General features: G+C 61.0%; 12 protein-coding genes and 1 pseudogene. 3 read left to right on the forward strand and 10 right to left on the reverse strand.

The genetic code is table 11. The annotated features are described in order from the left end of the window. Positions 1-13: 13 nt before the first annotated feature. The 3 genes from QZ653_RS10340 to rpe form a co-directional block, all read right to left on the reverse strand. The gene (locus QZ653_RS10340) at positions 14-943 is read right to left on the reverse strand and encodes a sensor histidine kinase (protein ID WP_296419989.1); all 930 of its coding nucleotides are present in this window, start codon (positions 941-943) and stop codon (positions 14-16) included. Next, on the reverse strand, positions 940-1,632 hold the full coding sequence (locus QZ653_RS10345) for a response regulator transcription factor (RefSeq protein ID WP_296419991.1): 693 nt from the start codon (positions 1,630-1,632) through the stop codon (positions 940-942). The genes QZ653_RS10340 and QZ653_RS10345 overlap by 4 nt, the downstream gene beginning before the upstream one ends. 244 nt (positions 1,633-1,876) lie before the next feature. Continuing rightward, positions 1,877-2,566, reverse strand: a complete 690-nt coding sequence (gene rpe / locus QZ653_RS10350; protein WP_296419992.1) for a ribulose-phosphate 3-epimerase — start codon at positions 2,564-2,566, stop codon at positions 1,877-1,879. A 129-nt stretch (positions 2,567-2,695) separates the two neighbouring features. Between rpe and QZ653_RS10355 the strand changes: the two genes are divergently transcribed. The 3 genes from QZ653_RS10355 to QZ653_RS10365 all read left to right on the forward strand — a co-directional run bounded on the left by QZ653_RS10355 (position 2,696) and on the right by QZ653_RS10365 (position 7,015). After that, positions 2,696-3,544, forward strand: a complete 849-nt coding sequence (locus QZ653_RS10355) for a helix-turn-helix transcriptional regulator (protein WP_296419993.1) — start codon at positions 2,696-2,698, stop codon at positions 3,542-3,544. Positions 3,545-3,613: 69 nt separating this feature from the next. Beyond that, positions 3,614-4,600: a deoxyribose-phosphate aldolase gene (gene deoC, locus QZ653_RS10360; protein WP_296419994.1), complete on the forward strand. Its 987-nt coding sequence runs from the start codon at positions 3,614-3,616 to the stop codon at positions 4,598-4,600. Positions 4,601-4,696: 96 nt separating this feature from the next. After that, positions 4,697-7,015: an aldehyde dehydrogenase family protein gene (locus QZ653_RS10365; protein ID WP_296419995.1), complete on the forward strand. Its 2,319-nt coding sequence runs from the start codon at positions 4,697-4,699 to the stop codon at positions 7,013-7,015. Positions 7,016-7,129: 114 nt separating this feature from the next. On the opposite strand, the gene QZ653_RS10370 is transcribed toward QZ653_RS10365, so the two are convergent. The 7 genes and pseudogenes from QZ653_RS10370 to QZ653_RS10400 all read right to left on the reverse strand — a co-directional run. Further along, positions 7,130-7,828 (reverse strand): DUF1523 family protein, encoded by a 699-nt coding sequence (locus QZ653_RS10370; RefSeq protein WP_296419996.1) that lies wholly within the window; start codon positions 7,826-7,828, stop codon positions 7,130-7,132. An 11-nt stretch (positions 7,829-7,839) separates the two neighbouring features. Beyond that, entirely contained in the window at positions 7,840-8,100 is a 261-nt protein-coding gene (locus tag QZ653_RS10375) for a hypothetical protein (protein WP_296419997.1), read from the reverse strand. Then, complete coding sequence (locus QZ653_RS10380; RefSeq protein WP_296419998.1) at positions 8,101-9,447, reverse strand: DUF6638 family protein; 1,347 nt, start codon at positions 9,445-9,447, stop codon at positions 8,101-8,103. It lies immediately after the preceding gene. Position 9,448: 1 nt separating this feature from the next. Then, entirely contained in the window at positions 9,449-9,805 is a 357-nt protein-coding gene (locus QZ653_RS10385) for a hypothetical protein (protein ID WP_296419999.1), read from the reverse strand. After that, complete coding sequence (locus tag QZ653_RS10390) at positions 9,798-10,334, reverse strand: hypothetical protein (protein ID WP_296420000.1); 537 nt, start codon at positions 10,332-10,334, stop codon at positions 9,798-9,800. The genes QZ653_RS10385 and QZ653_RS10390 overlap by 8 nt, the downstream gene beginning before the upstream one ends. Before the next feature lie 68 nt (positions 10,335-10,402). Then, positions 10,403-12,337, reverse strand: a complete 1,935-nt coding sequence (locus QZ653_RS10395; protein ID WP_296420001.1) for an AAA family ATPase — start codon at positions 12,335-12,337, stop codon at positions 10,403-10,405. Between the two features lie 43 nt (positions 12,338-12,380). After that, positions 12,381-13,070 (reverse strand): annotated as a pseudogene (locus tag QZ653_RS10400) (hypothetical protein); the annotation flags it as partial.

The following is a 13,070-nucleotide window of genomic DNA, read 5'->3' on the forward strand; positions in this document are numbered from 1 at the left end:
GGGCCCGTTACGCCTAGAACCGGATTTCAAAACGCGCGCCACGATCTGACGGCACAAGTCTGATGTCTGCCCCATGGGCATCCAGCATGCGTGCGACAATCGCCAGCCCCATGCCCGTGCCGCCGGTTTCGCGGCGTGTGGTGAAGAAGGGCTCGAAAATGCGGTCTCTGTTTCCGGGGGATACGCCATGGCCGTCATCCTCGATCCAAAGACGATCGTCGTAGCCCACCCTAATCCGCGTTGCACCATGCGCACGGGCATTGCCGGTCAGGTGATCCAGAACCAGCCGCAAGGTGGCCTCGGGCAACGGCACGCATCCATCTGTGACAACCTCAAGACCATCTGCCACATCGGACAGCCGCACCATGCCCGCCGCGGCCGGTTCCTGTGCCCGCGCAAGGGCCCGTTGCGCGTCAAGAAGGTCGGTCATCCGACCGGAGGCAGCTTCGATCTTGGCCAAAAGGCGCGCGCGCTCTGCCGGCTCCAAGTCCGGTGAGGCAAGCAACTCCGCAGCCCCGCGGACCACTGTCAGCGGCGACTTCAGTTCATGGGTGACATGGTCGGCATATCCGCGCAACACGGCCTCGCGGCCGCGCAGGGCGCGTCCCATGTCCAGCACGGATTGACCAAGGGCCTGCATGTCGGACGTGCCGTAATGCTCAAGCGGGTCGAGGGCATTTCCAGCACCCGTTCGCACGCCGGAGGCACGGTCCCGCAGGGTCTGCATCGGTCGAAGCAAAATCCGCCACAGCATCCAGCCCAGAACAAATGTGGCCCCCAGCACACCGAACCCCGCAAGCCACACTGCTTCACGGTAGCCGATCACGGGCCACATATAGCGCACGACAAAGATGCCGATGATGGGCAGGGCCAGAACCACAGCCAGCGTGCCTGCCACCACCAGCCACAGCGGCGGACGCCATTTGACGGCGATGCGGTTCAACCGTCAGTTCCACGACACGGGCCCATGCGGATACCAATGCCGTGCATCGTTTCGACAGCATCGAAACACCCCGCCGCCGCCAGTTTGGCCCGCAGGTTTCGCAAATGGCTGTCCATGGTCCGGTCACTGACATGGACGTTGACCCCGTAAATCGCATCCACCAAGGCGGGCCGCGCATGGACCTGATCGGGGCGCGCCATCAGTTTGACAAGCAGGTCCATCTCACGCGCGGTCAGCGCGACAGCGGATCGGTTCACACGGCACAAATGCCGGTCGGGGTCGACCTCCAGAACGCCGCGCCGCATCGGCTGGCCGGATGGTGCGGCCCCGCCCCGTCGCAAGATCGCCCGCACCCGCGCCACAAGTTCGCGAGGCGAAAACGGTTTGGCCAGATAATCGTCCGCGCCCATTTCAAGCCCGACAATGCGGTCGATTTCATCACCTCTTGCCGTCAGGAAAAGGACCGGAACATCCGTCGACACCCGCAATGTGCGGCAAACCTCAAGACCGTCCATCTCCGGCAGGCCGATGTCCAGCACGACCAGATCGGGCTTCACCTGCGTCACGGCTGCCAAGGCTGCGGCCCCGTCCGCGGCCTCTTCGGTCTGGAACCCGGCCTGCAGCAACGCGATACGCACCACATCGCGGATATCGGCATCATCATCAACGATCAGAACTGTATGGGTCATCCGCGATCCTTTCGTTCGCCAAGCTTAGCCGCTTGCGGCGGAATGGGGAACGGCCGGACATCATGATCCAGCCACCAGCCATCCCAAAGAAGGCGCGGCGGAATGCGCGTCTGGCGGCGGGTGTCTTTTTGGGTCAAGGGCGGCCTCCGGTGCAGATGACGGCCCGATCCGGTCGGGCCTGTCACCGGTGTGACGCAGCGCTTCGCAGACGGTCCTGCACATTTGTGCAGACCGTGTGCAGGCGTCAAACCGCGTTCAGCGCGGCCTCTCGGATCGCCCGGATGTTGTCACCGTAGACGCCTGGGTTGTCCACCGACCCGCCACGGAACACCGCCGATCCGGCCACCAGCACATCGGCTCCGGCTTGCGCAACCAAAGGCGCCGTGTCCGGGTCGATCCCGCCGTCCACCTGAATGTGAATGGGACGGTCCCCGACCATTGCACGACACCGCGCAACCTTATCAACCATGGCATGGGTGAACTTCTGCCCCCCGAAACCGGGATTGATCGTCATGATCAGGATCATGTCGATGTCATCAAGAATGTCGGCCACATGGTCCAGCGGGGTCGTCATGTTCAGCGCGACACCCGCCTTGCAGCCTTCCGCCCGGACCGATTGCAAAGACCTGTGCAAATGGGGGCCAGCCTCGGCATGAACCGTGATCATATCGCTGCCCGCTTTGGCAAAATCCCCGATGTAGGGGTCGGCAGGCGAAATCATCAGATGGACGTCCATAAATGTGGTCACATGGGGGCGGATCGCCGCAACCACATTCGGCCCGATTGTCAGGTTGGGAACGAAATGACCGTCCATGGGATCGACATGAATCCAGTCTGCGCCTTCGGCCTCAACTGCACGAATTTCAGCGCCAAGGTTGGCAAAATCCGCCGACAGGATGGACGGCGCAATCTTGATGGAACGGTCGAAGGACATAAGGAAAACCCTGCTTGTGAAGACTGACATCCTCCTAGCGTGTCGCCGGGATTTTGTCACACCGGTTTTCGGCCGGTGTCGCCGGAGTTTTGACTGCCCTAGATCAAATTTCCATGCTAATTGAGGTCTATGACCTGCCCCTCCCTGTCCGCATCCGACATTTTCGCAGCGAACGAAGCTTTCGTTCTCAGCCGTGCCGATCTGGACAACCGCCGGCCTCGCGATCTGCATGTGCAGGATTTCTATGAGATGATCTGGGTCCAGAATGGACAGGTGCGCCTGCACACGGACAGCACACCGCGCGACCTGACCGAAGGACATCTTGTCTTTGTCGCACCCGACCAGCGTCATGCGATACAGGGCCGTGGGGAAGCCGCCCTTGTCGTTTCTGTGGCTATCCGTCCGGGCGTCGTACGCGCCTTGGGCAACAGGCATGAGGACCTGACCGGATTTGCATTCTGGTCCGGTGGCTCCACCCCGTTTGTCACGCACCGTGACATGCGACAGCTGGCCGATCTGAACGCAGCCGCCTTGCGGCTTGAACGCAGTCCGCGTGACAAACTCTATCTCGAGGCTTTTTTACTGCCGCTTCTGACAGCGCTTGACCGTCCGCCCGAACAGATGGCCGACGGCGCGCCGGACTGGCTGATTGCGGCCTGCGCTGCGGCCCGTGATCCCGCCCTGTTTCAAAAAGGGGCCGCCGGTTTCGTGGATCATTGCGGGCGTGCGCATCCCCATGTGTCGCGCACGATGCGTCGCTATATGGGTCAGACACCGGTCGCATATATCACCGGATTGCGGATGGCCTATGCGGCGCGGCGGCTGACAGGCACGGCAGACAGCCTGACCGAAATTGCAGCCGACTGCGGCCTTCCCAACCTGTCGCATTTTCACAAAACGTTCTTTGCGGCTTTTGGCGAGACACCCCAGAAGTACCGCAAGGCGCGCCAGCGCGACCTTGTCCAGCCCCGTCTTTGACGGCCCGTCACTTCTTGCCAAGGGGCATCCGCCATGACAGGCTGGTGCCTCACAAACCGGACCCGCCCCATGCACACGATGACCCCAACCGACACCCAGCTTCCGCAAGTGCAGGAGCCGCGCAACGACGGCACGCCTCTGGACCTGAGCTGGGTGCGTGGGGTGCAGGCCAATACATCGGCCATCGAACGCCGCGCCGCCTCCTTGCCGGGACGGCGCACCGTGAAAAAGGACTATCAGGCGGCATGGCTGTGCAAGGCCATCAGCCTGATGGACCTGACCACACTGTCCGGCGATGACACCGAAGGGCGCGTGCGCCGGCTGTGTGCCAAGGCCCGCCAACCCGTCCGTGCCGATCTTCTGGACGCACTGGGCATGGAAGGTCTCACCACCGGGGCGATTTGCGTCTATCACGACATGGTCCCAACGGCCGTTGATGCCTTGCGCGGCACATCTATTCCCGTGGCCGCGGTGTCCACAGGATTTCCCGCAGGTCTGTCGCCGTTTCATCTGCGCATCGCCGAGGTGGGGGAAAGCGTCGCCGCAGGCGCCGAAGAAATTGATATCGTCATCACCCGCCGCCATGTCCTGCAGGGAAATTGGCAAGCGCTCTATGATGAAATGGCGCACATGCGCGCGGCCTGCGGGTCTGCCCATGTGAAGGCCATTCTTGCCACCGGCGAATTGGGCAGTCTGCGCAACGTCGCCCGTGCCAGCCTCGTATGCATGATGGCAGGGGCCGATTTCATCAAAACCTCGACCGGGAAGGAAGGCGTGAACGCGACCCTCCCCGTCACCCTGACCATGATCCGCGCCATTCGCGACTATCACACACGCACCGGCCTTCGCGTCGGATACAAACCGGCGGGTGGTATCAGCAAGGCCAAGGATGCCCTGGTTTATCTAAGCCTGATCAAGGAAGAACTGGGCGACCGCTGGCTGCAGCCCGACCTGTTCCGCTTCGGGGCCTCTTCGCTTTTGGGCGACATCGAACGCCAGTTGGAACATCACGTGACCGGCGGGTATTCCGCCGGCTGGCGTCATGCAATCGGATAGGTCGGATATGAGTATTTTTGGCAAAACGAAACACGACGTCACCCCGATTTTGCAAACGGCGCGGGCGACATTCGAGATCAGACAGGGCATTCAACCATGACCATCCGCGACATCTTTGAAAGCATGGATTACGGCCCGGCCCCGGAAGACGCGTCCGACGCGCGGGCATGGATCGCGGACCGCGGCGGCCTTGCGGGACATTTCATCAACGGCAAATGGGACGTGCTGCGCGATGACTTTGCCACACGCAATCCCGCCACAGGCGAGGTTCTGGCCGGCGTCACCAAAGGCACCGAAGCCGAAGTCAACCGCGCGGTGGCCGCTGCGCGCAAAGCCCAGCCAAAATGGGCAAAAGACGCCAAGGCCCGCGCCCGCATCCTCTATGCGATTGCGCGGCTTTTGCAGAAAAATGCGCGGCTTCTCGCAGTGATGGAGACCCTCGACACCGGAAAGCCCATTCGCGAGGCGCGCGACATTGATGTGCCACTGGCGATCCGCCATTTTTACCACCACGCGGGTTTCGCCCAACTGATGGACGACGAATTGCCCGACGCCGCCCCCTTGGGCGTGTGCGGCCAGATCATCCCGTGGAACTTCCCGCTTCTGATGCTGGCGTGGAAAATCGCACCGGCGCTGGCGATGGGCAATACCGTGGTTCTCAAACCGGCCGAATATACGCCCATGACCGCGATGGTCTTTGCCGAAATCTGTATCCACGCGGGCGTACCCCCCGGCGTTGTCAATATCGTCACCGGCGATGGTGAAACGGGGGCCGCACTGGTCCGCGCCGATGTGGACAAGATCGCCTTTACCGGCTCGACCGCCGTGGGCCGGCTCATCCGGGAAGAGACCGCAGGGACAGGCAAGGCGCTGTCTTTGGAACTGGGCGGCAAATCCCCCTATATCGTATTCGACGACGCGGACCTCGACAGCGCTGTCGAAGGTCTGGTGGATGCGATCTGGTTCAACGGTGGTCAGGTCTGCTGCGCGGGATCACGGCTTATCGTCCAGGAAGGCATCGCCGAAAGGTTCTATTCCAAACTGAAGACACGTATGGACGCCCTGCGCATCGGTGATCCTCTCGACAAATGTATCGACGTCGGCGCCATCGTCGACCCTGTGCAACTGCAACAGATCGCATCGCTTGTTGACGCAAACACCGCAGGCGAAACCTACCAGTGCAGCGCACCGGACGGGTGCTATTACCCTCCGACCCTTATCACCGGTCTTGCCCCGTCTGACACCCTCATGCAGGAGGAAATCTTTGGCCCGGTGCTGGTCGCCACGACATTCCGCACACCCGCCGAAGCGGTCGAGGTTGCCAACAACACCCGTTACGGTTTGGCGGCATCTGTCTGGACAGAGAACGTGAACCTCGCCCTCGACATCGCCCCCAAACTTGTTTGTGGCATCGTCTGGGTCAATGCCACGAACCTGATGGATGCAGCCGCAGGCTTTGGCGGCGTCCGCGAAAGCGGCTTTGGCCGCGAAGGGGGCTGGGAAGGTCTGCTGGGATATACGCGCCCCAAAGGCAAGGCGGCGGCCCTGACTGCGCCCGAACCCTTCACCAGCGATGACGGCACACCAGCAGACCCTCTCGACCGGACGGCGAAACTTTATATCGGTGGCAAACAGGCCCGTCCTGACGGCGGTTACAGCAAGCCCGTTTTCAACAGATCCGGCCAGCTTTTGGGCCATGCCAGCCTCGCCAACCGCAAAGATCTCCGCAACGCGGTAGAGGCCATGTCAGCCGCCAAAGGATGGTCAAAAAGCACCGGCCACCTGCGGGCCCAAATCCTCTACTATGTCGCGGAAAACCTGTCTGCCCGTGCAGAGGAATTCGCCCTGCGCATCAACGCCCTCACCGGCACCAAACACGGCAAATCCGAGGTCGAGGCGGCCATAGACTGGCTTTTCACATGGGCCGCCTGGGCAGACAAACACGACGGCGCAGCCAAATCCGTCCCGATCCGCGGCGTGGCCGTTGCCATGAATGAACCGGTTGGCAACATCGGAATTCTGACCGATGACAACCGGCCCCTGATGGGGTTGATCGAACCACTGGCGCCGGCCCTCGCCATGGGCAACCGCGTCACAGCGGTGGCCTCGGAGGCCTATCCCTTGGCGGCGACCGACTTCTATCAGGTCCTTGAAACCTCTGATGTGCCCGCCGGTGTGGTGAACATCCTGACGGGTCCCCATTCCGACCTTGCCCCCCATATGGCCGCGCATGGAAACCTCGATGCGGTTTGGTCCTTCTCCTCGGCCGACATCAGTCAGGTGATCGAGGCAGGATCGGCCGCGAACCTCAAACGCACATGGGTCAACAACGGCTTGTCCCGGACATGGCCATCAGCCATCTGGCGCGCGCAGAGTACCGAGGTCAAAACAATCTGGATTCCCTACGGCGAATGACCTGCGGTTCTCTGGTTCGAAAATACCTCGGGGTGAGGCCGCAGGCCGAGGGGCAGCGCCCCTGAACGCGCCCCGCAGGGGCGCCCCCGCCCGCCGCAGGCGCGGATCGTCAGATCACTTCTTTGATTTCCACGTGTCCAGCCAGCGCCGGAACCGGCCCCGCCGTTCGGCCAGATCCGCATTCACGTGATCCAGACGGTCGCCGGCACTGTCAGCCAGCGGATCAAGCGTCCGTTCGCGAAACTGCAGCCACATGGCGCGCACAAACAGAAGTCCCGCAATCAGGACCACAAAAATGATCAGATTGACCCAAGGAAAGGGCCGGTAATCCATGGGGTTCTCACCTTCCGCCACTTCAATGGTGCGGATCGACACGGCATTGGGATAAATGGATGCCCAGCGGATCCGCCAGCCATAATGGGTCACAACAACCCATTCACGTGGCGCGGCAATCGAAATGGCCGCCGCGGCCTCGGCCTGCAAATCGGAACTGTCGAACTTGAAATAGGGTGGGTAAATCCAGCCCGTGTCCTCGTTGCGATAAACCATCGTTTCGGGGTCGCCGCCACGGATCAGGCCGAACATATATGTGGGCAGCCGTTCGGTATTGATCAGACGCAGGTCGCGTGTCACGCCGTCCAGCTGCCCGCTGTCGGCCTGCGCATAGAACAGGCGCTGCAATCCGCCGAAATCGGTCCGGATAATCTCCGTCGATGTGACCCGTGCCACATCCTGCTGTGGCATGACGTAGTGCAGGAACAGCCCGACAATCAGCAGCAAGGCAATTCGGAAAACGCGGCGTAGATTTCGCATGGGGCCAACCTTCAGTTGATGAAATAGATGATCGTGCCTACCACGATCGGGGGAATGACGAAGATCAGCCAGATCAGCTTTTTGCGCAATCCGGCTTCGTACTTGGCCATGCCGTCTGCGATATACGCCTCACGGGTCATGCCGTCCACCGGAGCCTCGTCCCACCAGTTTTCCAGCTTTTCGCGGCGCACCGACCGCGAATAAAGGGTGACACAAATATAGATCACCCCGAGGATGACAAAACCACCCAGGACCAGTCTGACAAATCCCATTTACAGCCTCCTTACTGCGCCCCAGGGTCCGACCCGTTCGACAAGATCGGGCTGGGGGCCAGAACCGGCGGGGTCTTCCATCGGGGCTTCATGGCCGAACAAAGCATCACGCGTGCCGGCCTTGTCCACTTGATATTCGGTCGCCAGAAATTCCGCGACATAGGCTTTCTTGGCATCCGGCCAGTCCATATAGGCCGCATAGAACGCCTCTTTGTGACAAATGAACAGCTGGCGCACGTCTTTGGGGGCCAGTTCGGCCAACAGCATGTTCACCAGATCGGCATCCTCGTGAGGACGGGCGCGCAACGTGTAGAAATACGCAGGATGTTCACTGTCAATGCGGGGCCACGGCCCGCCATCCTCGGCCCAGCGCACAAGATCGGCCAACCCCTGCCATTCGGCGGGCAGCTTGTCGAAATGCCGCTGGCCCAAACGCCGCAGATCGCGCCGCGTGGCCCGCGTCAGATCCTCGCCCAGACCGGCGGCCACATCGGCCACGATGAAATCCATCTTCTGTCGCAGGATCGCGGCGCTGTCGATGCCGCGTGCCTCGACAATCGGCTCCACCAGATCGTTTAGCTTGAGGAACTGCGCAATCGCAGACCGGTTGGCGCCGCTGATGACAGTTTCCGTCACCCCTGCCACGGCCTGTGCGTCGCCCATGGCGATTGCCGCCGGCGCATCCACATCACGAAACAGATAGACGCCCCCGAAATGGGCGGTCCAGAAATTACGCTGTTCATAGGTTTGCGCGGTCAGGGCAACGGGGTTGCGCGTGATGTCCCCGGTGTCTTTTGCGAGGCCGATCATCTGGGCAATCAGCACGTCATCATACCACGCCGACGTTTCAGACATAAAACGATCAATGAGGCCACCCAACCGGTCCGCAGATGCCACCGCACCGTCTGTGGTATCTGCCTCAATCGTGACCGTCCCGATATCAAGAAGCCGCGCGGGCGTGGTCATGGCATAGACGGAATTGACCAATTCCCCCGCGACCGCATCGCGCGCCGTCAGGGCAAACAACTGCGCCTCGTTGGCCTCGATGAACTGCCGCAATATCCCGCGTGAGGTTGAAAACTTGGCGTTCAGCAGCGGCGCGGTCTTCTGCTCTGTCGTCAGCAGGATGAACTGCCGGTTCACGCCCTGATGGTTCAGGTACAGATCATCCCCCAATTCATCGCCGATCTCGGGGCTATAGCCCGAAATATCGACGTGAAAGTCCGCAAGCGCCGTGCGCTTTCCCGTCAGCCGTTCCAACGCGCGGTTATAACGGTCGACCAGAACCGGGCTGACCACGGGGATCAGATTGCCGAACATCAGACCTTTCTGGATTAGTCGTTTCACCTCACCAAACCTCCTTCACCCAGTTGCGCGGGATATAGGCGATGGACAGCACCATCAGCGGCCCCCACATCAGCGCGGAAATCAAACTGAGCCGCAGGAAATGGGCTGCCAAAGCCATCCCGCCTGTTTCCCACAGATCATCCACCCCGATCCCCTGCGAGGTATACAGCAGCGCGAAGAATGCAGCGCCCACCCCAGCCATCACAATCGTCGAGGCCAGCGCGAGAAGCATCAGCCATTTGACGCCCTCAGGCCAGAACAGCGCCAAAAGCCGTGGCACAAACCAGCCCAGCGCGGCCAAGACCAATGCGGGCAGGATCAGGCCCGTTGAAAAGGCCGCACTGGCAAAATCACCCATGACGGCCCCTCCACCACATCGCAGCACAGATCAGCACGGTTGCCGCCAATGCGGCCCCCAACACTTTGACCAGTGTAAGTTCTCCCATCACGGCGGACCCGCCGAAAAACAGCACAAAGGCACCGATGTGCAGGGCCACCCGTTGCACCGTCACCCAAACGGAACGCTGCCCCGCCAAACCCAGGGCAATGTCGACAGGCCACCAGACCAGCAACGCCATACCCGGCCAGAACGCCGACACCCGCGACGTGTTTTGCATCCAGTCGAAATCGCCACCGAAGAACCAGAAGGCCGACACATAAAGGTGGACAGCATATCCCACCCAAGCCGCCGACCAGAACGCAAGCCACACCCGCCCCGCACCCTGTAGGATCAAAGCGGCATAGGCCGGGATCAACAGAACAAGAACCGCCCAAGCCGTATAGGCCGCCTGCCCCAAAGCCAGCGGATCATCCGTATCGGCCACCGGATTTGGCACAGCCTCACTCGCGGGCGGGACCCGCGACAAAAGCCCCATGTCCTGCGTCATGGACGCCGCCGCAAACGCCGCGACCATCAGGCCCGCCAGCAGCAAAAAGGCTATGGGAAACGGACGTATCAGGATTTGCCCTCCAGATACCGTTTCTTGGCCTGTTCCTGGCGTGCGTAATCGCGGACCATGTTTTCAATGGCGACTTCATCGGATTTGTCCGCATAACGGAATTCACTGTCCGCGTATCGGTTGATTTCCTGAATCACCATTTCAACGGTGATCGGCTGACGCATCTCTTCGATCATCGCCTTTTTGGTGTCGTAGTCCTTTTGCAAGAACAGCTCAGGGTTTTCCATCCACGCATCGGGCAGTTCGAAATCCATCGCGCGGACTTTGACCGCATCGGTGATGTTCTTGATCGCGCGGCCCGTAAACCGGCTGTCTGCCTCCTGAATACCTTTCAAGTAGGTGCCCAACTTGTTGATCGTATCAAGTTCCCCCACTTGGGACGACACCCGATCAAAGACATTCATCAACCCCGGCTCATGGGGTTTTGAATGGCTTTCGAACGATGCAGCCACCGCCTTTTTGATCTCTTGCGCGCTGAACACCTCATGATCGCCCACTGGGATGTCGTGGTTCTTGCCCATCAGCAGATACAGGATATCCACGTAGTCTTCCCGCGTCTGCGGCCCGTCCACCAAGAAACGCGCCCCGGCCCGTTGGCGCAAGGCATCATCGACATTCTCGGGGTAGTTCGAAAACATCCCGAAGGTGCAATTCCCGCGCACCACGGTGTTGGCCCCTGCAAAGCTTTCCATCAGGACCGCCGTAATTTCCAACTGCCCCGCGCTGGATTGCCGATCCCCCCGCTTGCCCGCCAACTGATCAATGTCATCAATCGTGCCAAAGCCGATCACGCCGGGATCAATCACGTTGTTGATAAACGCCTTGGCGTTCTGGCCTGATTTGCCCTGATAGCTGTCGATGTTGTCGGTGCTCAGGTTCTGATACCGGAACGCATATCCTGCCACCTGACAATAGTCGTTGATCAACCCCGCCATCATCTGGATCAACGTCGTCTTACCGGTGCCCGGCGCACCATCACCCATAAAGGTAAAGATGAACCCGCCCAGTTCCGCAAAAGGGTTCAGCTTGCGGTCAAAATCATAGGCCATCAGCATCTTGGCCAGCTTCATCGACTGGTACTTGGCGATGTGGTTGCCCACGACCTCATTGGGTTTCTTGAAGGTCATGGTCAGCGTGCTGGATTTGCCTTTGCGCGCGGGGCTGAAGCCACGGATCGTCAGCCCGTCTTCCTCAACCGTCCATGAGGCGGAGGTGAAAGGATCCAACCGCCCCGCAGTCGATGCGCGCGCCTCGACCTTGCCCATAAGCGCCTCGGCAAAGGCCAGCACAGTGGCGACCAGCTTGGGTTCCGTGTCGGCAAAAAGACCAATGTCCTGATCCAGTTCCCACAGCGCGCCATGCAGCGCGAGGGTGCCGTTGTCGGTCAAAACCTCCTCGACTTCACCAATCTCCACGGTCTCTTCGCCCGCATGGGGCGCCAGTAGAAACGCCGTGGCATTGGCGAAAACAAAAAGCGTCACAAGCGCCTCAGCCGTCAGGAATTCGCTGAACTCGGCCGTCTTGCCTGCGGGCAATGTCCCCTCAAGGTTCGCGCGTTTCAGATCGGCCAGCCCCGTCCGGTCTGCATATTGTTCCGCCACCGTCAGGGCGATGGCGATGGCGCGGCGCAAACCGTGCAGCACGGTGGCCTGCGCGGGTGAGACCAGATCGTCCCCCGCATCCGCGCCTTCAATCCGCGCCAACAACTGCACGCCTTCGCTGCGGGTCGTCCGCCGCGTCACCAAACCGGGCGTGGTGCTGCGAAACCGCCGCCGTGTGCCGATGCCGCTGGATTTCTCGGCCACCGGCGCATCTTTCGCCTCCGCTATCCGCGGCGTATGATCAAACCCTTGCACCATCGCAGTGGCGGCGGCGTAGTGCGCAACAATATCTTCCTCGCGCAGCTCCATTGTGTCGCTTGTCTGGCTCATACCGCCCCCTGCTTCGTTTTGCTAAAAATACTCAAATTCCGACCTAACGATAACTCAGCACCCGCCCCTTGGGGGACACCACAAATTTCCGCACGTCCGCAAACCCCGGCGGCCTGCGTTCTTCCAGCGCCTGATAGGGCCGCTGTGGCAAGATGATCGACCGTTCGACCTTTGACGCGCCGGTCTCCGCACCGCGCCCCTCGAACGGATCAAGCGCAAAGACCTCACGTTGGACGGACCCGAACCAGCCCGATTTTTCCTGCCGCGTGTCCTCGGACACCAATTCCTCTTCCGTCCAGACCAGCGCCCAGTCCTCGCCCACGGGCGCGCGCGCCAGTTCCAACACCTCGCGCAGCGGCCCCGTCTGGCGGGTGAAAGCATGGCTGTACATCGGCCCCACATGGAACCGGCGAAGGCGTTTGGGGTGAAGGTCCGCGAAATCCTCATCAAAGCCGCGCGCGATGGTCAGAAGTTTCAGCCCCGCCACCGATTGCGCCATCAGATGGGCCTGCACTTCCGGCCAGCGACGGTCGTCCTTGGGCAGACCCACGCCACCTGTGTCCTCGACCTCCATCAGGTAGATCGTCGGCAGGTTGATCTGGCTGTCATAAACCGCCCAGTGGATCAGAAACCGCCTGCGCATCCGCGCCTCATTGCCCAGCCATATGGCCTCAGGATCGTTGCGTGCCCAAAAGAGCTCCCCTTTGGACAACTCTTCGTAGTATAGCCGCTG

It is taken from the genome of Pseudooctadecabacter sp., assembly GCF_020627745.1.
GTDB lineage: Bacteria > Pseudomonadota > Alphaproteobacteria > Rhodobacterales > Rhodobacteraceae > Octadecabacter.